This window comes from Streptomyces sp. NPDC046261 (assembly GCF_040646235.1).
Lineage (GTDB): Bacteria > Actinomycetota > Actinomycetes > Streptomycetales > Streptomycetaceae > Streptomyces.
On sequence record NZ_JBEYZU010000017.1, the window covers coordinates 55,500 to 74,896 of the forward strand.

Annotated in this window: 17 protein-coding genes and 5 tRNA genes; 11 read left to right on the forward strand and 11 right to left on the reverse strand. The window is 72.0% G+C overall.

Annotation, left to right across the window (positions count from 1 at the left end; translation table 11 throughout):
• The first annotated feature begins 113 nt into the window (after nt 1–113).
• Complete coding sequence (locus ABZ956_RS24680) at nt 114–377, forward strand: DUF3073 domain-containing protein (protein WP_071965792.1); 264 nt, start codon at nt 114–116, stop codon at nt 375–377.
• 104 nt (nt 378–481) lie between these two features.
• On the opposite strand, the gene purM is transcribed toward ABZ956_RS24680, so the two are convergent.
• The 6 genes from purM to purS form a co-directional block, all read right to left on the reverse strand.
• Complete coding sequence (gene purM / locus ABZ956_RS24685; RefSeq protein ID WP_361897607.1) at nt 482–1,549, reverse strand: phosphoribosylformylglycinamidine cyclo-ligase; 1,068 nt, start codon at nt 1,547–1,549, stop codon at nt 482–484.
• Nucleotides 1,550–1,589: 40 nt separating this feature from the next.
• Nucleotides 1,590–3,107, reverse strand: a complete 1,518-nt coding sequence (gene purF / locus ABZ956_RS24690) for an amidophosphoribosyltransferase (RefSeq protein ID WP_361897610.1) — start codon at nt 3,105–3,107, stop codon at nt 1,590–1,592.
• A gap of 173 nt (nt 3,108–3,280) precedes the next feature.
• The gene (locus tag ABZ956_RS24695; protein WP_361897613.1) at nt 3,281–4,117 is read right to left on the reverse strand and encodes a sterol carrier family protein; all 837 of its coding nucleotides are present in this window, start codon (nt 4,115–4,117) and stop codon (nt 3,281–3,283) included.
• 93 nt (nt 4,118–4,210) lie between these two features.
• Complete coding sequence (purL, locus tag ABZ956_RS24700; RefSeq protein ID WP_361897615.1) at nt 4,211–6,460, reverse strand: phosphoribosylformylglycinamidine synthase subunit PurL; 2,250 nt, start codon at nt 6,458–6,460, stop codon at nt 4,211–4,213.
• Between the two features lie 94 nt (nt 6,461–6,554).
• Entirely contained in the window at nt 6,555–7,235 is a 681-nt protein-coding gene (gene purQ / locus ABZ956_RS24705; protein ID WP_361897618.1) for a phosphoribosylformylglycinamidine synthase subunit PurQ, read from the reverse strand.
• Nucleotides 7,232–7,507: a phosphoribosylformylglycinamidine synthase subunit PurS gene (gene purS / locus ABZ956_RS24710; RefSeq protein ID WP_361897621.1), complete on the reverse strand. Its 276-nt coding sequence runs from the start codon at nt 7,505–7,507 to the stop codon at nt 7,232–7,234. The genes purQ and purS overlap by 4 nt, the downstream gene beginning before the upstream one ends.
• 314 nt (nt 7,508–7,821) lie before the next feature.
• On the opposite strand from purS, the gene ABZ956_RS24715 reads away from it, so the two are divergent.
• The 10 genes from ABZ956_RS24715 to ABZ956_RS24760 all read left to right on the forward strand — a co-directional run bounded on the left by ABZ956_RS24715 (nt 7,822) and on the right by ABZ956_RS24760 (nt 12,830).
• On the forward strand, nt 7,822–8,139 hold the full coding sequence (locus tag ABZ956_RS24715; RefSeq protein ID WP_361897624.1) for an Lsr2 family protein: 318 nt from the start codon (nt 7,822–7,824) through the stop codon (nt 8,137–8,139).
• A 237-nt stretch (nt 8,140–8,376) separates the two neighbouring features.
• A tRNA-Gly gene (locus ABZ956_RS24720) sits at nt 8,377–8,448 on the forward strand.
• A 45-nt stretch (nt 8,449–8,493) separates the two neighbouring features.
• Nucleotides 8,494–8,565: transfer RNA gene (locus tag ABZ956_RS24725), tRNA-Gly, on the forward strand.
• A gap of 45 nt (nt 8,566–8,610) precedes the next feature.
• Nucleotides 8,611–8,682, forward strand: a tRNA-Gly gene (locus tag ABZ956_RS24730).
• A 94-nt stretch (nt 8,683–8,776) separates the two neighbouring features.
• Nucleotides 8,777–8,849 (forward strand) — tRNA-Gly (locus tag ABZ956_RS24735).
• Between the two features lie 149 nt (nt 8,850–8,998).
• Nucleotides 8,999–9,979 carry an ABC transporter ATP-binding protein gene (locus ABZ956_RS24740; protein WP_361897626.1) on the forward strand — a complete coding sequence of 327 codons (981 nt, stop codon included), beginning with the start codon at nt 8,999–9,001 and terminating at the stop codon, nt 9,977–9,979.
• Complete coding sequence (locus ABZ956_RS24745) at nt 9,979–10,737, forward strand: ABC transporter permease (protein ID WP_361897629.1); 759 nt, start codon at nt 9,979–9,981, stop codon at nt 10,735–10,737. Before ABZ956_RS24740 ends, ABZ956_RS24745 begins: the two co-directional genes overlap by 1 nt.
• 100 nt (nt 10,738–10,837) lie before the next feature.
• Nucleotides 10,838–12,100, forward strand: coding sequence for a histidine kinase (locus ABZ956_RS24750; protein ID WP_361897632.1), 1,263 nt, complete (start codon nt 10,838–10,840; stop codon nt 12,098–12,100).
• Entirely contained in the window at nt 12,097–12,723 is a 627-nt protein-coding gene (locus tag ABZ956_RS24755) for a response regulator transcription factor (protein WP_361897635.1), read from the forward strand. Before ABZ956_RS24750 ends, ABZ956_RS24755 begins: the two co-directional genes overlap by 4 nt.
• A 34-nt stretch (nt 12,724–12,757) precedes the next feature.
• Nucleotides 12,758–12,830, forward strand: a tRNA-Gly gene (locus tag ABZ956_RS24760).
• A gap of 47 nt (nt 12,831–12,877) precedes the next feature.
• Here ABZ956_RS24760 and ABZ956_RS24765 read toward each other — a convergent pair.
• The 5 genes from ABZ956_RS24765 to ABZ956_RS24785 all read right to left on the reverse strand — a co-directional run bounded on the left by ABZ956_RS24765 (nt 12,878) and on the right by ABZ956_RS24785 (nt 19,392).
• Nucleotides 12,878–14,221, reverse strand: coding sequence for a HAMP domain-containing sensor histidine kinase (locus tag ABZ956_RS24765; protein WP_361897744.1), 1,344 nt, complete (start codon nt 14,219–14,221; stop codon nt 12,878–12,880).
• 56 nt (nt 14,222–14,277) lie between these two features.
• Nucleotides 14,278–14,970: a response regulator transcription factor gene (locus ABZ956_RS24770; RefSeq protein WP_361897638.1), complete on the reverse strand. Its 693-nt coding sequence runs from the start codon at nt 14,968–14,970 to the stop codon at nt 14,278–14,280.
• A gap of 129 nt (nt 14,971–15,099) precedes the next feature.
• Complete coding sequence (locus tag ABZ956_RS24775) at nt 15,100–15,999, reverse strand: phosphoribosylaminoimidazolesuccinocarboxamide synthase (protein WP_361897641.1); 900 nt, start codon at nt 15,997–15,999, stop codon at nt 15,100–15,102.
• A 70-nt stretch (nt 16,000–16,069) separates the two neighbouring features.
• Complete coding sequence (locus tag ABZ956_RS24780; protein ID WP_361897644.1) at nt 16,070–17,548, reverse strand: N,N-dimethylformamidase beta subunit family domain-containing protein; 1,479 nt, start codon at nt 17,546–17,548, stop codon at nt 16,070–16,072.
• Between the two features lie 167 nt (nt 17,549–17,715).
• Nucleotides 17,716–19,392, reverse strand: coding sequence for a hypothetical protein (locus ABZ956_RS24785; protein ID WP_361897747.1), 1,677 nt, complete (start codon nt 19,390–19,392; stop codon nt 17,716–17,718).
• Nucleotides 19,393–19,397 lie beyond the last annotated feature (5 nt).

Sequence of the window (19,397 nt, forward strand, 5' to 3'; positions counted from 1 at the left end):
CCGTTGAAGCTCTACAGGCCGGACACCTCCACAGGGGTCCGCTCTGACTCATGAACGTGAACGCGTGTCAAGACTCTGGGGCCGTCGAGCCCCGTCAATGAGGGGGTCGAGCCATGGGGCGCGGCCGGGCCAAGGCCAAGCAGACAAAGGTCGCCCGCCAGCTGAAGTACAACAGCGGCGGGACCGACCTCTCACGTCTGGCCAATGAGCTGGGCGCATCGCCGACGAAGCAGCCGCCGAACAGCGAGCCGCTCGACAAGGACGATGAGCTGGACGACGACCCGTACGCTCAGTACGCGAGTCGTTACAACGACGACGAGGACGAGGACGAGCAGTCGTCCGAGCAGCCCCAGTCTTCCTACCGTCGCCGCGCTTGACGCCATAGCTTTCACCGACCCGGTTCGGGGCCTCGCCCCGGACCGGGTTCTGTGCTGCCCGGAGCCGTGCCTCCGATCGGCCCCGGGCAGTCACTTTCCGCAGGTCAGCTGCCGTAGTCACCGGTCAGGGTCACGGCCTCGGCGCGGTCGCCGCGCTCGGTGATCTCACCCGCGACCCAGGACTCCACGCCCCGGTCCGCGAAGGTCGCCAGCGCCACGTCCACCGACTCCTGGGGCACGACGGCGATCATGCCGACGCCCATGTTCAGGGTCTTCTCCAGCTCGTGACGCTCGACCGAGCCGACCTGGCCGACCAGGTCGAAGACCGCGCCGGGCGCCCACGTCGTGCGGTCCACGCTCGCGTGCAGGTGGTCCGGGACGACCCGGGCCAGGTTGTTGGCGAGGCCGCCGCCGGTGATGTGCGAGAAGGCGTGCACATCCGCCGTACGGGTGAGGGCCAGACAGTCCAGCGAGTAGATCTTCGTGGGCTCCAGCAGCTCCTCGCCGAGCGTACGGCCGAACTCCGGCACCTCCCGGTCCAGCTCCCAGCCGGCCCGCTCGAAGAGCACATGGCGGACCAGTGAGTACCCGTTCGAGTGAAGTCCGGACGAGGCCATCGCGATGACGGCGTCACCCGTACGGATACGATCCGCGCCCAGCAGCCGGTCCGCCTCGACCACGCCCGTACCGGCGCCGGCCACGTCGAACTCGTCCGCACCGAGCAGTCCCGGGTGCTCGGCGGTCTCGCCGCCGACCAGGGCGCAGCCGGCGAGGACACAGCCCTCGGCGATGCCCTTGACGATGGCGGCGACGCGCTCGGGGTAGACCTTGCCGACGCAGATGTAGTCGGTCATGAACAGCGGCTCGGCGCCGCAGACGACCAGGTCGTCCACGACCATGCCGACCAGGTCGTGGCCGATGGTGTCGTAGACACCCATGCGGCGGGCGATGTCGACCTTCGTGCCGACGCCGTCGGTGGCGGAGGCCAGGAGGGGGCGCTCGTACCGCTTGAGGGCACTGGCGTCGAAGAGGCCGGCGAAGCCGCCCAGGCCGCCGACGGCCTCGGGGCGGGTGGCCTTCTTCACCCATTGCTTCATCAGCTCGACGGCACGGTCGCCGGCCTCGATGTCGACGCCCGCGCTTGCGTAGCTGGCACCGGTGGTCTCAGACATCAGTGTGAGATCTTTCGTGTCGTTCGGTACTACGGAGGCGTTACGGGCGACGGAGCGCGTCGGCGGCGTCCGTGCCACCGGCCAGCTCGGTCTCCAGCAGCTGCTTGCCCAGCAGCTCGGGGTCGGGCAGCGCCATCGGGTACTCGCCGTCGAAGCACGCGCGGCACAGGTTCGGCTTGGCGATGGTGGTCGCCTCGACCATGCCTTCGAGGGAGATGTACGCCAGCGAGTCCGCGCCCAGCGACTTGCCGATCTCCTCGACCGTCATGCCGTTGGCGATCAGCTCGGCCCGGGTGGCGAAGTCGATGCCGAAGAAGCACGGCCACTTCACCGGCGGGGACGAGATGCGCACGTGCACCTCGGCGGCCCCGGCCTCGCGGAGCATCCGTACCAGGGCCCGCTGGGTGTTGCCGCGGACGATGGAGTCGTCGACGACCACCAGGCGCTTGCCGCGGATGACTTCCTTGAGCGGGTTGAGCTTGAGCCGGATGCCGAGCTGGCGGATGGTCTGGCTCGGCTGGATGAAGGTCCGGCCGACGTAGGAGTTCTTGACCAGGCCCGTGCCGTACGGGATGCCGCTGGCCTCCGCGTAGCCGACCGCGGCCGGGATGCCCGACTCGGGGGTCGGTATCACCAGGTCGGCCTCGACGGGGGCCTCCGCGGCCAGGCGGCGGCCCATCTCGACGCGGGAGAGGTAGACGTTGCGGCCCGCGATGTCGGTGTCGGGGCGCGCGAGGTAGACGTACTCGAAGACGCAGCCCTTGGGGCGGGCCTCGGCGAAGCGGCTGCTGCGGACGCCGTTCTCGTCGATGGCGACGAGCTCTCCGGGCTCCACCTCGCGGACGAAGGTCGCGCCGCAGATGTCCAGGGCGGCCGTCTCGGAGGCCACCACCCAGCCGCGCTCCAGCCGGCCCAGCACCAGCGGGCGGATGCCCTGCGGGTCACGGGCGGTGTACAGCGTGTGCTCGTCCATGAAGACGAGGGAGAAGGCGCCCTTGACGTTCGGGAGCACCTTGGTGGCGGCTTCCTCGATCGTCAGCGGCTTGCCGTCGTCGTCGGTCTGGCCGGCCAGCAGGGCCGTGACCAGGTCCGTGTCGTTGGTCGCCGCGACCTGGGTGGCCCTGCCGTTCTCCCGGGGGAGCGCGGCGACCATCTCGGCCAGCTCGGCGGTATTGACCAGGTTCCCGTTGTGGCCCAGGGCGATGGAGCCGTTGGCGGTCGCCCTGAAGGTCGGCTGCGCGTTCTCCCACACCGAGGCTCCGGTGGTGGAGTAGCGGGCGTGGCCGACCGCGATATGGCCCGTAAGGGAACCGAGGGAAGTTTCGTCGAAGACCTGGGAAACCAGTCCCATGTCCTTGAAAACGAGGATCTGGGAGCCGTTGCTCACCGCGATGCCCGCGGACTCCTGTCCACGGTGCTGCAGCGCATACAGCCCGAAATAGGTGAGTTTGGCGACCTCTTCACCCGGAGCCCAGACACCGAAGACGCCACAAGCGTCCTGGGGGCCCTTTTCGCCGGGAAGCAGGTCGTGGTTGAGTCGTCCGTCACCACGAGGCACACCTTGAGTCTATGGCAGGGATGAGGTTCATCCGAACCGGGGACGAGTGGTGATTGGCACACACCACGGACAGCCACTCGGCCGCCACGGTGAATCACCTATTCGGGTCCGGAAACGCCCCGCAATGGACCGCGGAATTACCGTTCGCTCACGTGAGCGGGCAAACCGTTCGCTCAGGTGAGCAGAGGAAGTTGCCCGGAAATGTCGGCGCGCTCGCCGCTGGCCGTCACAGCGGCATCCGAAAGGGCCGTGGACCACTCCGTACGGCCCGTGGCCAGCCGGATCCAGGTGAGCGGATCGGTCTCCACCACATTGGGCGGCGTACCGCGGGTGTGCTTGGGCCCCGCCACGCACTGGACCACGGCGAACGGCGGGATACGGACCTCCACCGAGCCTCCGGGGGCCTTGGCCGCCAGGGCGTCGGCGAGCAGCCGTGTGACGGCCGCGAGGGCCTGCCGGTCGTGCCGGACGGCGACGCCGGTGGCATCCGCCAAGTCGTCGCCGTGCACCACGGTTTCCACCAGTCGGGTGACCGTGAAATCGGCCACGGTCATGGCCCCGAAGGCGGTGGGGACCAGCGCGGCGGGGTCGGCGGCGGCGAGGGCGTCGGCCAGCCGCCCGGCGGCCTGATCGAGCCTGGCCGCCATGGACTTGGGCTCGACGTCGGCGAACGCCGCGGCTCCCGCCGCCGTGTCCCGGGCGACCGCGGCCGCCCGGGAGGCGAGGCCCCCCACGTAGTCGAGAAGCCCGGCCTCGGCCCGGGCGGGCAGGGGCCCGGGCTCCGCGAGGCGGTGCGGCAACAGCTCCCACGCGCCGGCCAGATGGACGATCAGCTCCCTGACCGTCCACTCCCCCAGCCGGGTCCGCTTGGCCAGCAGCGCCGGTGCGTCCGGTTCCGCGCACACCACGTCGACGACGTCCCGTACGGCCCGGACCTGCCCTTCGAGGGCGGCCCGCACCTTTGCGGGGTCGTAACTGCGAACACGGGGCTTGCGCGGTCCTGGAGGCATGGCGCGAGCCTAATCCTTGGCCAGGCTTCGGGTGGGCTCAACGGACTCACTGGCCGTGGCCGCCGTGGAGCCCACCCGTATCCGTGACGGGAGTTACGCGAGCAGCGCCGGGATGGTGGCTTCGTACGCCTCGCGCAGCTCCGCCAGGCCCAGGGTGAACTGGCCCTGGATGTCGATCGCTTCGCCGTCGACGACCCCGATCCGCGTCGCGGGCAGGCCGCGCGCGCCGCACATGTCGCTGAAGCGCAGCTCCTCGCTGCGCGGCACGGCGACGACCGCGCGGCCGGCGGACTCGGAGAAGAGCAGGACGAAGGGGTCCAGGCCGTCGGGGACGACGATCCGGGCGCCCTTGCCGCCGCGCAGGCACGACTCGGCGAGGGCCTGGATCAGGCCGCCGTCGGAGAGGTCGTGCGCGGCGTCGATCATGCCGTCGCGGGAGGCGGCGATCAGGATCTCGGCCAGCAGCTTCTCCCGGTCGAGGTCCACGGCCGGCGGCAGCCCGCCGAGGTGGTCGTGGATCACCTGCGACCAGGCGGAACCGCCCAGTTCCTCCTTGGTGTCGCCCAGGAGGTACAGCAGGTGGCCCTCCTCGGAGAACGCCATCGGCGTACGGCGGTCGACGTCGTCGATGACGCCCAGCACCGCGACCACGGGGGTCGGGTGGATGGCGGTCTCGCCGGTCTGGTTGTAGAGCGAGACGTTGCCGCCGGTGACCGGGGTGCCCAGTGTCAGGCAGCCGTCGGCGAGGCCGCGCGTGGCCTCGGCGAACTGCCACATGACGGCCGGGTCCTCGGGCGAACCGAAGTTCAGGCAGTTGGAGATGGCCAGCGGCCGGGCGCCGGTGGCGGCCACGTTGCGGTACGACTCGGCGAGCGCGAGCTGGGCGCCCGCGTAGGGGTCGAGCTTGGCGTAGCGGCCGTTGCCGTCCGTGGCGACGGCGACACCGAGGTTGGTGTTCTCGTCGACGCGGACCATGCCGGAGTCCTCCGGCTGGGCCAGGACGGTGTTGCCCTGCACGAACCGGTCGTACTGGTCGGTGATCCAGGACTTGGACGCCTGGTTCGGGGAGGAGACGACCTTCAGGACCTGGGCGCGCAGCTCCTCGGGGGTCTGCGGGCGGGCGAGCTTGTTCGCGTCGTCGGCCTGCAGGGCGTCCTGCCAGTCCGGACGGGCGTACGGGCGCTCGTAGACCGGGCCCTCGTGGGCGACCGTGCGCGGGGGTACGTCGACGATCTGCTCGCCGTGCCAGAAGATCTCCAGCCGTTCGCCGTCGGTGACTTCACCGATGACGGTGGCGATGACGTCCCACTTCTCGCAGATCTCGAGGAAGCGGTCGACCTTGCCCGGCTCGACGATCGCGCACATGCGCTCCTGCGACTCGCTCATGAGGATCTCCTCGGGCGAGAGCGTCGCGTCGCGCAGCGGTACGCGGTCCAGCTCGACGCGCATGCCGCCGGAACCGGCGCTGGCCAGCTCGCTGGTGGCGCAGGACAGGCCGGCGCCGCCGAGGTCCTGGATGCCGTCGACGAGGTCCTCGCGGAAGATCTCCAGGGTGCACTCGATGAGGAGCTTCTCCTGGAAGGGGTCGCCGACCTGGACCGCCGGGCGCTTGGTCGGCTTCGAGTCGTCGAAGGTCTCCGAGGCCAGGACGGACACGCCGCCGATGCCGTCGCCGCCGGTGCGGGCGCCGTAGAGGATGACCTTGTTGCCGGCGCCGGAGGCCTTGGCGAGGTGGATGTCCTCGTGCTTCATCACGCCCACGCACAGGGCGTTGACCAGCGGGTTGCCCTGGTAGCAGGCGTCGAAGACGACCTCGCCGCCGATGTTGGGCAGGCCCAGGCAGTTGCCGTAGCCGCCGATGCCCGCGACGACGCCCGGCAGGACGCGCTTGGTGTCGGGGTGGTCCGCGGCGCCGAAGCGCAGCGGGTCCATGACGGCGACCGGGCGGGCGCCCATGGCGAGGATGTCGCGGACGATGCCGCCGACGCCGGTGGCCGCGCCCTGGTAGGGCTCGATGTAGCTCGGGTGGTTGTGCGACTCGACCTTGAAGGTGACCGCGTAGCCCTGGCCGACGTCGACGACGCCGGCGTTCTCGCCGATGCCGACGAGCAGCGCGTCGTTCGCGGGGGCCTTCTCGCCGAACTGCCGCAGGTGGACCTTGCTGGACTTGTACGAGCAGTGCTCGGACCACATGACGGAGTACATCGCGAGCTCGGCGCCGGTGGGGCGGCGGCCGAGGATGGCACGGATGCGCTCGTACTCGTCCTGCTTGAGGCCGAGTTCGGCCCAGGGCTGGTCGGTGTCGGGGGTCTCGTCGGCGTGCTTGACGGTGTCGAGGGTCATGATGCTGCACCCCTTTCGTTCGCTTCTCCGCCCGCGCGGCGCAGGGGTGCGGCTTTCAGGTTCGTCTGCGGCTGAGCGGCCGCGCGTGCGTCGCTCACGCTGAGACCAGCCTCTTGAGGATCGAGGTGAAGAATCCGAGCCCGTCCGTGCGGCCGGTGCCCACGCCCGGCTCGACGGCGTGTTCGGGGTGGGGCATGAGGCCCACGACGTTGCCGGCGGCGTTGGTGATGCCGGCGATGTCGCGGAGCGAGCCGTTGGGGTTGACGTCCAGGTAGCGGAAGGCGACGCGGCCCTCGGCCTCGAGCTCGTCCAGGGTGCGCTCGTCGGCCACGTAGCGGCCGTCGATGTTCTTGAGCGGGACGGAGATCTCCTGGCCCGCTTCGTAGTCGGCCGTCCAGGCGGTGTCCGCGTTCTCCACGCGGAGCTTCTGGTCGCGGCAGATGAAGTGCAGGTGGTTGTTGCGCAGCATCGCGCCGGGCAGCAGGTGCGTCTCGGTGAGCACCTGGAAGCCGTTGCAGATGCCGAGGACGGGCATGCCGCCCCTGGCCTGCTCGATGACGGTCTCCATCACCGGCGAGAAGCGGGAGATGGCACCCGCCCGCAGATAGTCGCCGTAGGAGAAACCGCCGGGCAGGACCACGGCGTCCACCTGCTTGAGGTCCTTGTCGCGGTGCCAGAGCGGCACGGGCTCGAGCCCGGCGATGCGGACGGCGCGCTGGGTGTCGCGGTCGTCCAGGGTGCCGGGGAAGGTGATGACTCCTACGCGAGCGGTCACGGTGCTTCTCCGGCGGTCTCGTGGACCTCCCCGTCGACCTTCACGGTGAAGTCCTCGATCACGGTGTTGGCGAGAAACGTTTCCGCCATCTCGTGGATTCGGGCGAGGGCGGCGTCGTCGACCGGTCCCTCCACCTCGAGTTCAAAGCGCTTGCCCTGACGGACGTCGGCGATCCCCTCGAAACCCAGGCGTGGCAGCGCGCGCTGCACCGCCTGGCCCTGCGGGTCGAGGATCTCCGGCTTGAGCATGACGTCGACTACGACGCGTGCCACTGGCACTCCCGGTGTGTGGTGCGTGAGCTGAAGCGGTGATGTCAGAGTACAGTCCCGAAAAATCTACGCGCATAGATATGCTGGGCTTATCCTCCGCGTTTACCGGAGCCCGCATGGCGCCGGTGGAAAAGTTCGGGAAAAAGACCGGAAGATCGCACCGTCGTGATTGCGATGGGGCGCGCAGACGGAATTAACTGGGCTTCGCCATGCATTGCCCTTTGTTGTACAAATGAATAAGTATTGATCGAGAACAACCGCAACCCTCACGTCACCGCAGGTCAAAGCGGTGATACTGGCCGAAAGGACCGATTTCCGTGGCGCAGCGCGTAGTGGTCACACTCTCCGACGACATCGACGGCGGGGAAGCCGCGGAGACCCTCATCTTCGGGCTCGACGGCAAGTCGTACGAGATCGACCTGAACACTGCCAATGCGAAGAAACTGCGAGGCGTCCTCGCGCCTTACGTGGAGGCCGGCCGCAAGCAGTCCCGCTCGGGCAAGGTCTACCGGCGCACGGCCGTGGCACCCGACCCGGCGGCGGTGCGCGCCTGGGCCCGTTCGAACGGCATGGAGGTGCCGCCGCGCGGCCGCATCCCCAAGAAGGTCTACGAGGCGTTCAACGAGGCGGGCTGAGGCAGGGCGGGGGCCAGGGCGGGGGGCCTTGTGCGGGCGGCCGGGGCGAGCGGCAGGGGCGGGGCCCGGGGCCGGCGCCCCCTTCTGCGCGGGGCCTCGTGATCGCCCGTGATCGCCCGTGGGCCCTCGCGGGCCCCCGCGATCCCCCGCGACTTGCCAAGCACCCCGGATGATCAGCTAGAGTCTGGATCACGCCGAGGGGCAAGGCCGGGAAACCGGGCGGAACTTCGGGGTCATGCGGGTGTAGCTCAGTAGTAGAGCGCCCCCTTTCCAAGGGGGAGGCGCAGTGTGCGATTCCTGTCACCCGCTCTGACCGTTCGTTCGACCACATCAGTGGTCGGTACGGATGGACGCGCGGGTGTAGCTCAGTAGCAGAGCGTCCCCTTTCCAAGGGGAAGGCGCAGTGTGCGATTCCTGTCACCCGCTCTCGCCGTTCGATCGGCCACGTCAGTGGCCGGTGCGGATGGACGCGCGGGTGTAGCTCAGTAGCAGAGCGCCCTCTTTCCAAGAGGGAGGCGCAGTGTGCGATTCCTGTCACCCGCTCTCATCGCTTACCGACCACGCCAGTGGATCAGGTAGAGTGATGCACGCACCGCCCGGTGGTCCTTCTCTTCGAGAAGCCGTCGGTCGGAAGTATGCGGACGTAGCTCAGTTGGTAGAGCACCACCTTGCCAAGGTGGATGTCGCGAGTTCGAGTCTCGTCGTCCGCTCAGAGAACGAAGGCCCCGGTCGGGAACGACCGGGGCCTTCGGCGTTTGGAGAGCCGGCGGGGCTGTGGGGCGGGCCTGATGACATTCGTCATCCGAAGTCATGACAGGCCGCACTGACCCGGGGCGGGACCCGCCGGGAGCCTTGAAGCATGGGATTCGGGGAGAGTGTGATCGAGGTCTCAGGGCTGCGCCGGCGGTACGGCGCGTCCGGGGGCGAGGGATTCGAGGCGGTGCGGGACGTGTCCTTCACCGTGCGGCGCGGCGAGGTGTTCGCGCTGCTGGGGACGAACGGGGCGGGCAAGACCTCCACGGTCGAGCTGCTGGAAGGGCTGGCCCGGCCGACGGAGGGCCGGGTGCGGGTGCTGGGCCACGACCCTTACGCGGAGCGGGGCGCGGTGCGGCACCGCACGGGGGTGATGCTCCAGGAAGGGGGCTTCCCCTCCGAGCTCACGGCGGCCGAGACCGCGCTGATGTGGGCGGGTTGTACGAGCGGGGCGCGGCCCGTCGACGAGGCCCTGGGCCTGGTGGGTCTCGCCGGCCGCCGGGACGTGCGGGTCAAACAGCTCTCCGGTGGCGAGCGGCGGCGGCTGGACCTGGCGCTGGCCCTGCTCGGGCGGCCCGAGGTCCTCTTCCTCGACGAGCCGACGACCGGCCTCGACCCCGAGGCCCGGCACACCACCTGGGAGCTGGTGCGGCAGCTGCGCGACGAGGGCACGACGGTGCTGCTCACCACGCACTATCTGGAGGAGGCCGAGGCGCTGGCCGACCGGCTGGCGATCATGCGCGAGGGGCGGATCGTGACGTCCGGGACGACCGCCGGGGTGATCGGGGCGTATCCGGCGCGGATCCGCTTCGCGATGCCGGTGGGCTGGTTCGTCGGAGACCTGCCGCCGCTGGCCGAGCTGGGGGTGACCCGGCACGAGGAGACGCACGGGCGGATAGAGCTCCAGACCCGGGAGTTGCAGCGGACGCTCACCGGGCTGCTGCTGTGGGCGCGGGAGGAATCCGTCGAGCTGGAGGGGCTCGACGCACGGACGGCCTCGCTGGAGGAGGCGTTCCTGGCGATAGCGGGGGCGGAAGCCGAGCCGGTCGGCGCGCCTGAGGGCCTGGCGTCGGGGAGGGGCAAGTGATGGTGGTCACACGTGTGCTGGCGCTGGGTCGGGCGGAGCTGACGCTGCTCGGGCGGAACAGGATGGCGCTGTACATCGCGCTGCTGATGCCCGTCGCGATGGTGGCCGCCATGCGGCGGTCTCTCGAGGACCTCGACCTGGGCGCGTCCGGGATGTCGCTCAAAGAGGTCTCGATAACGGGGGCCTTCGGCTACATCCTGCTCTTCGCCGTCTACCAGAATCTGGTCAGCGCCTATGTCGCCCGGCGCGAGGAGCTGGTCCTCAAGCGGCTGCGTACGGGCGAGGCCGGCGACGCGGAGATATTGACCGGGGCCGCGCTGCCCGCGGTGGGGGTGGCGCTGGCCCAGTGCGCGGTGCTGGTGGTGGCCGGCGTGAGCTGGCTGGGCCTGCGGGCGGTCGCCCGGCCCGAGCTGTTGCTGGCCGGGCTGGTGCTGGGGGTGGTGCTCAGCGTCGCCCTCGCCGCGGTGACCGCCGGCTGGGCCAGGACCGTCGAGAGCGCCCAGTTGGTGACCATGCCCTTGATGGTGGTCTCGCTGCTGGGCTCGGGGCTGTTCCTACCGGTCGAGATCATGCCGGGCTCGCTCGCGGGGATATGCCGGCTGCTGCCGCTGACGCCGGTGGTCGAGCTGATGCGCGGCGGCTGGCTGGGCGGGCTGGGGGCGGCCGATGTGCTGCGGGCCCTGGGGACCGCTTTGGCCTGGGCGGCGCTGGGCGTGTTTGCTGTACGCCGGTGGTTCCGCTGGGAACCGAGGCGCTGATCGCGCCGGGCGGGGTGCTGGATGGACGAGGGGGCGGAGGGGGCGCGTGGTGGTGCGGTCACGGGTGCGGGAGTGGCGGGGCCGGAGCAAGGTCGCTCAGGTGGACAGCTACACGCGGTGGACGCTGTACCTGCTGCCGTGGCTGCTGCCGGTGGGCAACGGCCTGGCGTGGTTGCCCGACCCCGGGGGCGTACCGGCGCTGGTCTGGTTGCTGCTGAGTCTGTGCTTCCTGCAATGCGCACAGGGGATGAGGCTGATCCGGCGCTCGCTGGACCACTATCTGCGCAAGCGGTCCGCGCCCTGGTGGGAGCTGGCCGTCAGCGGGGTCATCTTCGCGCTCACTCTGGCGGTGTTCGTGGCCATGGTGCGCACGAACGGATCGTCGCACCTCACCGCCAACACGACGGTGCTGCTGCACGCCGGGCTGGTGTGCTTCGGCTCGTTCTGCCTGCTCACCCGCCGGATCCGTACCTACCTGGCCGGCTGTGCGGGGGCGGGGGCGGTCGCGGCGGCCGGGGTGGCCGTGACGGGCAGCGGGGTGGTCGGGACGGTCACGGCCTGGCTGATGGTGTTCCTGCTGGGGGTGTGGAGCATGACGACGGTGCGTACCTCGGCCTGGTTCCTCGCCGTGATGTGGGAGGTGGAGGCGGCGCGGGGCACCCAGGCGCGGCTGGCGGTGGCGGAGGAACGGCTGCGGTTCTCACGCGACATGCACGATGTGCTCGGCCGGAACCTGGCGGTGATCGCGCTCAAGAGCGAGCTGGCCACGCAGCTCTCGCGGCGCGGTGCGGCGGCGGCGCTGGAGGAGATGGACGAGGTGCAGCGGATAGCGCGGGAGTCGCAGCGTGAGTTGCGGGAGGTCGTGCGCGGCTACCGCGAGGCCGATCTGCACACGGAGTTGGCCGGCGCCCGGGGGGTGCTGGCGGCCGCGGGCATCGAGTGCCGCATCGTCGACTCGGCGGGGGCGGAGCTGCCGCCGGCGGTGCAGTCGGCGCTGGCGTGGGTGGTCCGCGAGGCCACGACGAACGTGCTGCGGCACGCGGAGGCGACCCGCTGCGCGGTGCGGCTGCGGGTCGTGGAGGGGGTGGCGGTGCTGCTCATGGAGAACGACGGCGTGCGCCGGGCCTCCGGGGAGGGTCCGGCGGCCGGGGGCGGGTCGGGGCTGGCGGGGTTGCGGGAGCGGCTGGCGGGGCTGGGCGGCACGCTGGTGTCCGAGCGGCGCTCGCAGCGGACGTTCCGGCTGACGGTGAAGGTTCCGCTGGCGCAGGCGGGAGCGGATGGGGGCGGGGACGGCGTCGGGGAGCGGCCGTCGGTGCCCGTGGGCGCCGTGGCGGCGGCCGGTGCGGAGGGGGAGCGGGCATGAGCGGGAACGAGGGTGGGCCCGTGCGGGTCATGCTCGCGGACGACGAGCATCTGATCCGTGGGGCGCTGGCCGCGCTGCTGGGGCTGGAGGACGATCTCCGTGTCGTGGCGGAGGCGGCTTCGGGGACCGAGGCGCTGGTGATGGCGCGGGCGCACCGGCCGGATGTGGCGGTGCTGGATCTTCAGATGCCCGGGGCGGACGGTGTGATGGTGGCCACATCCCTGCGGGCGGAGCTGCCCGGATGCCGGACCATGATCGTGACAGGTCATGGCAGACCGGGGCATCTGAAGCGGGCGCTGGAGGCGGGGGTGCGCGGGTTCGTGCCGAAGACGGTGTCGGCCCAGCGGCTGGCCGAGATCATCCGGGCCGTGCATGCCGGAAGCCGCTATGTGGACCCGGAGTTGGCGGCCGACGCGATCAGCGCGGGCGACTCCCCGCTCACGGCGCGCGAGGCGGAGCTGCTGGAACTGGCCGAGGACGGCGCGTCCATCGCGGAGATCGCCAAGCGGGCCTCGCTGACGCCGGGGACGGTCCGCAATTACCTCTCGGCGGCCGCGCTGAAGCTCGGTGCGGAGAACCGTCACGCGGCGGCGCGCATCGCACGCTCTCAGGGTTGGCTATAGTGGTTCCCGCACCGCACGACAGCGCGGGGCGAATGCGGACGTAGCTCAGTTGGTAGAGCACCACCTTGCCAAGGTGGATGTCGCGAGTTCGAGTCTCGTCGTCCGCTCAGAGAACGAAGGCCCCGGTCGGGAACGACCGGGGCCTTCGGCGTTGCTAGCCCCTGGCGTCGGGGAAGCTCAGGCGGAAGCGGGCGCCGCCGGTCTCGGCCTGCTCGGCCGTGAGCTCCGCGCCGTGGGCGCGGGCGATCTGGCGGGCCATGGCGAGGCCCAGGCCGGAGCCGGGCAGGGCCCGGGCCTGGCGGGAGCGGTAGAAGCGGTCGAAGACGTAGGGCAGGTCCTCGGCGGAGATGCCGGGGCCGTGGTCGCGGACGGTGAGGTCCGCGCCGCTGTCCGTGCGGGCCAGGCGGACCTCCACCATCGCGCCGGGCGGGCTGAACTTGGCGGCGTTGTCGAGCAGGTTGGACAGCAGCCGCGCCAGCCGGGCCGGCACCCCGGGGACGGTGACCTCGCTCACGTCCACGGTGAAGATCGTGGACGGCCAGTGGCCGCGGGCGACGGCCACGCAGCGCTCGGTGAGGCGATCGAGGCGGACCTGTTCGACCAGCGGCTGCGGTTCCTCGTCGCGGGCGAGCTCGATCAGGTCGTTGACCATGCCGGTCACCTCGCGCAGCTGGCGCCCCAGGGCCTCCGAGGCCCGTTCGCGCTGGGCGGTGGAGAGCCGGTCCGCGCGGGCGAGGAGCTCGGCGTTGGTGCGCAGCGCGGTGAGCGGGGTGCGCAGTTCGTGCGAGGCGTCCGCGACGAGGCGGCGCTGGGCGGCGACGGCCTCCTCCAGCTCGCCGAGCATGGTGTTGAAGCTGGTGGCGAGGCGGGTGATCTCGTCCTGGCGGCGCGCGTCCCCGTTCTCGTAGGGGGGCATCTCGATGCGGTGGGCGGGGTCGCGGGTGGCGGCGATGCGTTCCGCGGTGGCGGTGAGGCGGGTGACGGGGCGCAGGGAGGTGCGGGAGGCGGCGTAGCCGAGCACCGCCGCGAGGAGCACACCGACGCCGCCGACCGCGCCCAGGTACATCCCGGCCTGGCGCACGCCCAGGTCGACGGTGTCGGAGCGGGCGGCCACCTGCAGGGCCTGGTCCTTCCTGTCCCGCAGCCGGATGGTGTACATCCGCATGGGCTGTCCGTCGTGGGTGATGTCGCTGGAGTACGGGCCGAGCCGGCCGGCCGCGACCTGGCGGGTGGCGCCCGTGACGGGCAGGACGAGGTCTTCCTGGCCGGGGGCCGTGGGGTCGGCGGGGACGATCTGGGCGCAGGCGGGGGCGGCCCGCCAGACGCACTGGTTGAACAGGACGCCCTTGTCGGCGCTGCCGTGGGCCTGCTGGGCGATGATCCCGGCCTGCTGTTTGAGCTGGAGGTCGAGCTGGCGCACGAGCTCGTAGCGGATGACGACGTAGGCGGCGGCCAGGACGCCGAGTGCCACGAGTGCGACGGCGGCGGCGGTGACCATGGCCAGCCGGGTCCGCAGGGGGCGGCGGCCCAGCAGTCGGCGCCGCGGACCCCGGCTCACCGCTCCGCCAGCTGGTAGCCGACGCCGTGCACGGTGTGGACGAGGCGGGGTGCGCCGCCCGCCTCCAGCTTGCGGCGCAGGTAGCCGATGTAGACGGCGAGGGAGTTGGACTCCGGGCCGAAGTCGGTGCCCCAGACCCGTTCCTGGATCACCTCTCGTGGCAGGACCTGGCCGGGGTGGCGCAGGAACACCTCCAGCAGCGCGAACTCGGTGCGGGTGAATTCCAGGGCGATGCCGGCGCGCCGGCCGGTGCGGGTGAGCGGGTCGACGGTGAGGTCGGAGAACGTCAACTCGGCGTCCGCGGCCGCTGTTTCGGGTGGTGTGGCGCGGCGCAGCAGGGCGCGCAGGCGGGCCAGGAGTTCGTCCAGGGCGAAGGGTTTGACGAGGTAGTCGTCGGCGCCCGCGTCCAGTCCCGCGACGCGGTCGGAGACGGCGTCGCGGGCGGTGAGGACGAGCACGGGCGTGCGGTCGCCCAGTTCGCGCAGCCGGCGGCAGACGGCGAGGCCGTCGAGGACGGGCATCGCCAGGTCCAGCACGATGGCGGCGGGCTGGGCGGCGGCGACGGCGGAGAGGGCCTCGAGTCCGTCGGCCGCCGAGCGGACCGTGTATCCCTCGACGGTGAGGCCGTCGACGACGGCGGCTCTGACGTCGGGGTCGTCGTCGACGACGAGTACGGACGTCTCGCCCATCGGGCCTCCGGGGGTGCGGGATCTTGTGCCGGTGCTCCCACGATGGCAGACGCGTCTGAGAGGGCTCTTATGACCGGGCGGGTGGGTTCTTCTCCCCCGCCCGGCCCCTTCCCGCCGGTTATCGCCTGGTCAGGCCCACTTCTGGGCCGTCAGGCGTTCGTACGCCTCGATGTACTTCGCCCGCGTGCGGTCCACGATCTCTTCCGGGAGCGGGGGCGGCGGCTGTTCCGCCGTGCGGTCCCAGCCGGATGCGGGGGAGGTGAGCCAGTCGCGGACGAACTGCTTGTCGAAGGAGGGCTGGGCCCGGCCCGGCTGCCACTCGTCGGCCGGCCAGAAGCGGGAGGAGTCGGGGGTGAGCACCTCGTCGGCGAGGACCAGCTCGCCGTCCGCGTGGCCGAACTCGAACTTGGTGTCGGCGAGGATGATGCCCCGGTCGCGGGCGATGTCGCGGGCGCGGCTGTAGACGGCGAGGGTGCTCTGGCGGAGCAGGGCGGCGGTCTCCGCGCCGATGCGGCGGGCGACCTCCTCGTAGGAGACGTTCTCGTCGTGCTCGCCGACCTCGGCCTTGGTGGCCGGGGTGAAGATCGGGGAGGGCAGTTCGGAGCCGTCGGTGAGGCCCTCGGGGAGGGCGAGGCCGCAGACGGTGCGGGTCTGGCGGTACTCGGCGAGGCCGGAGCCGGTCAGATAGCCGCGGGCGACGCACTCGACGGGGACCATGTCCAGGGAGCGGCAGATCAGGGTGCGGCCGGCCCAGTCGGCGGGGGCGCCGGGCGGCAGGTCGGTGGACAGGACGTGGTTGGGGGCCAGGTCCGTGAGCCGGTCGAACCACCACAGGGAGAGCTGGGTGAGGACGCGGCCCTTGTCGGGGATCTCCGTGGGCAGCACCCAGTCGTAGGCGGACATGCGGTCGCTGGCGACCATGACCAGCCGGCCGGCCTCGTCGCGGTACAGGTCGCGGACCTTGCCCGTGTGCAGGTGCGTCAGCCCCGGCACCTCGACGGGTTTGGGCTTCTCGACGAATCCGGACACGCGGGCCTCCTGGTGGTTTGTCCAAGCACCTCGATTCTGCCGTACCGGTTCGCCGGGCTCCCGCGAGGGGTCAGACGCGTTTGCAGACGCGGTCGAGGAGATTGGCCGTGGCCCGCTGGATGCGGGCGTCGACATGGCCGGGCCGGTCCAGGGCCGGGGACCAGGCGAAGGTGCCGGAGGCGAAGACGAGGGCGCCGCTGGGGGCGCGGTAGAGCGAGGTCTCCTGGTGGCGCGTGGCGCCCTCGCTGTCCTCGTACGGGGAGTGGGCGAGCAGGATGCGACGGGTGTGCTCGGGCAGGGCCGTACGGGGGAAGTAGCGGTCGGCCTCGCCGGCGACGAGGCCGGGCAGCTCGTCGCCCTCGCCGGCGCCGGTGGCCTCCCACAGCCAGTGGTCGGCGTTGCGGACGACCATGGGGGCGGGCTCCGGGACACGGCCCGCGTACTGGATGCCGAGCAGCTGCTGCTCGGGGGGCGAGACCTCGCGCCAGAGGGCGGAGCGGCCGGGGCCGCGGCGCTTGCGGCAGGTCAGCAGGTGGTCCGGGCCGGCGGGCGAGGGGGCGAGCTCGACCTGCCAGTACATGGTGTTGGCGGAGAGGAAGACCAGCGAGGTGCCGCAGTCGCGGGCGTCCTCGACGGCGCGGCGCATGGCGGCCGACCAGTACTCGTCGTGGCCGGGGAAGACCAGGCCGCGGTAGCGCGCCGGATCGATTCGTCCGGCGTGCAGGTCGCGGGTTTCGGCGTAGGCGAGGCTGTAGCCGTAGCGCTCGGCCCAGCGGATGAAGTCGTAGGCGTGGCCGACGTGCAGCGGCAGGCCCGCGCCCGCGTACGGGCGGTCGAAGGAGACCGTGGTGGCCGCGTCCGCCTCGCCCAGGAGCCGGCCGTCCTCGTCCCAGGCGTGGTAGAGGCTGGCGCCGGTGCGGCCGTTCTCGGGGTAGAGGTTGTAGGCCTGCCAGGTGATGTCGGGCAGGACGAGCAGCAGATCGGCGGGGCCGCTGTCACGGACGGTGAACGGGATGTGGCTGCGGTAGCCGTCGGTGGTGGTGAGCACGGCCACGTAGGCGCCGGTGCTCCAGAAGGTGGGGATCTGCAGCCGCCAGGAGAGCCACCAGTGGTGGCAGGAGACGGTGCGGTCCACGGTCAGCGGTGGCGGCTGGACGATGCCGGAGAGCCGGGGGCTGGTGGTGACCTTGGCGGCGCCGACGCCCGCGTAGTGGCCGATGCGGTAGACGTCGACGCCGAACTGCTGCGGCGGGTCCACGGTGATGCGGAAGTCCAGGGCCTCGCCGGGGGCCACGGAGCTGGTGGAGGCGAAGCCCTTGATCTGGCAGTGCACGTCGTCCGCGGCGCGGGGGCCCGGTCTGCGGGGCGGGGGGACGCGGGCGCCGGCCGCGGTGGTCACCGGGTCCACGTACCAGGGGATGATCTGGCCGGTGCCGTCGAAGTAGTACTCGCCGCCGCGCAGCCAGGGCAGTGGGCCCTGGCCGAAGGGGTCCGAAACGGCGTGCGCGAGTGCACCGGATTCCCAGCGGCGGATCTGGTCCGTCCCCATGTGTGCTCCCTCCCCTAGGCCCCCGCATACCTTTTCGGTTTCCCAGCAGATACCCAGCAGATCACACGACGCGTGCGACTTGTCACCGTTCGTCAGGAAATTCCCCGGAAGTGATGGCTCGGCCCCTACGGAGCGTCACCACGTCACTCTCGGTCACCCGCCGCTGGTCACATCAGTCGGACCGGCTTCTCGGGGCGGACCCCGACCTCGCCGAGCCAGGCGCGCAGGGGCTCCCCGTCCCCGTCCTCGATCAGGCTCAGGACCGTACGGGCCAGGTCGGCGCGGCGGGCGCCGCCGACCAGCAGGGCCGGGCCGTCCAGCCAGTCCAGGCCGGGGGCGGCGCCGGCGGTGTCCACGGCCGCGCAGCAGACCATGGCCGTCACGTGGTCGGCCAGCAGCTCCCGGCCGCTGCGCGGCGGCTGCAGCGGGAACAGCGGCGCGAGACCGTCGACCCATGACCCGGCGGCCGCGCCGAACGCGCCCCGCTCGGCCGCGCGCTCCTCCTGGGCCGCCTCGCGCGCCACCTCGGCGCTCAGCCGCACTTCCAGCTCCTCGCCCACCCCGCTGCCGGCCGGGCCGGTGAGGCGGTCGAGGATGCGGGCGACCGTCGGCGCGGCCGGCACGGCGTCCTGCGCGGGGCCGCTGCGCGCGCCGGACAGCGCGCCCGGCACGGCGCCGCAGGCGGCGATGTCGTCGAGGACGCGGTGCAGCCGGGCGGCCTCCAGCCGCCATTTGCGGTCCACGACCTCGTCCGGGTACTGGCTCCAGGCGACCGGCGACCAGTCCGGGCCGGGCTGGGAGGGGCCGCCGTGGAAGAGCCGGGCGGCCAGCAGGGACGCGGCCTCGTCGATGAGGCCGGGCTCCTCCAGCAGGTCGCAGGCGGGCCGCTCGCCCAGCCGGGAGGCGAAGCCTTCCGCCAGCCGGTCACGGCGGGACAGCTCGGTGAGCGCGGAGACGACGCCGGCGTCCAGCCGGGAGGGCCAGCGGCCCATCCGCCAGGCGGGCAGCGCGACGCGGTTCAGCAGCCGGTCCCAGCCGGCGTAGGCGAGGCCGACCTGCTCCTGGGCGACGATGCGCAGGCCGTAGTCCACGGTCTGGGCGCGCTCGGAGGCCGCGGCGGCCACTCCGCGCTCCATCTCGGCCGCGTGGTCGCGGCAGGAGCGCAGCAGGAGCCGGGCCACCCAGCCCACGAACGCGAGGAGGGGCCGGGTCGCCGCGACGGCCACGGCGGCGTCCAGGCCCCGGACGAAGCGACGGGCGGCGGCTATGTCGGGGTGGGCGGCCGGGCCCGTCCCCGCCACCACCGGGGCCAGCAGGGCGCGCAGCTCGGCCACGCGCATCCACCACAGGAACGGCGAGCCGATCACCAGGACGGGAGCGGCCCCGGCCCGCCCGCGCAGCCGCAGGCGCTCGCGCGGCGGGGCGTGCGCCGGATGCGTACGGTCCTCCAGCCAGCTGTCGCAGTCGGGGGTGAGCGCTATGGCGGAGGGCGCCGGGACCTCCAGCCGCTCGGCCAGGTCGCGCACCAGGCGGTAGAGGTCGGGGGCCGTCTCCTCGGGGATCGGGACGGTGGGGCTCAGGGCGGGCCGGGCCCGGGCGACCACGGTGGCCACGCCGGCCGCGAGCGCCAGGACGAGCACGGCCACGGCGGTGACCGCCGGCCGGACGACGTCCCCGGGGCTGCCGGCGGGAATGCGGCCCATGGCGGAGCCCGCCGCCAGCACGACGGCGGCTGCCGCCGGCACCAGGGCGACGGCCAGCGCGGCGCTGCGCACACGCAGCACGGCGAGGGCTCTGGCGCGCGCGGTCAGCGCGCCTGTTTCCGGACCTGCCACGAGACCGATCACCC

Coding starts and splice junctions, on each gene's coding strand:
- ABZ956_RS24680 (WP_071965792.1), top strand. CDS start 114: ATGGGGCGCGGCCGGGCCAAGGCCAAGCAGACAAAGGTCGCCCGCCAG.
- purM (WP_361897607.1), bottom strand. CDS start 1,549: ATGTCTGAGACCACCGGTGCCAGCTACGCAAGCGCGGGCGTCGACATC.
- ABZ956_RS24695 (WP_361897613.1), bottom strand. CDS start 4,117: ATGCCTCCAGGACCGCGCAAGCCCCGTGTTCGCAGTTACGACCCCGCA.
- purL (WP_361897615.1), bottom strand. CDS start 6,460: ATGACCCTCGACACCGTCAAGCACGCCGACGAGACCCCCGACACCGAC.
- ABZ956_RS24740 (WP_361897626.1), top strand. CDS start 8,999: ATGGGATTCGGGGAGAGTGTGATCGAGGTCTCAGGGCTGCGCCGGCGG.
- ABZ956_RS24745 (WP_361897629.1), top strand. CDS start 9,979: ATGGTGGTCACACGTGTGCTGGCGCTGGGTCGGGCGGAGCTGACGCTG.
- ABZ956_RS24755 (WP_361897635.1), top strand. CDS start 12,097: ATGAGCGGGAACGAGGGTGGGCCCGTGCGGGTCATGCTCGCGGACGAC.
- ABZ956_RS24765 (WP_361897744.1), bottom strand. CDS start 14,221: ATGGTCACCGCCGCCGCCGTCGCACTCGTGGCACTCGGCGTCCTGGCC.
- ABZ956_RS24770 (WP_361897638.1), bottom strand. CDS start 14,970: ATGGGCGAGACGTCCGTACTCGTCGTCGACGACGACCCCGACGTCAGA.
- ABZ956_RS24780 (WP_361897644.1), bottom strand. CDS start 17,548: ATGGGGACGGACCAGATCCGCCGCTGGGAATCCGGTGCACTCGCGCAC.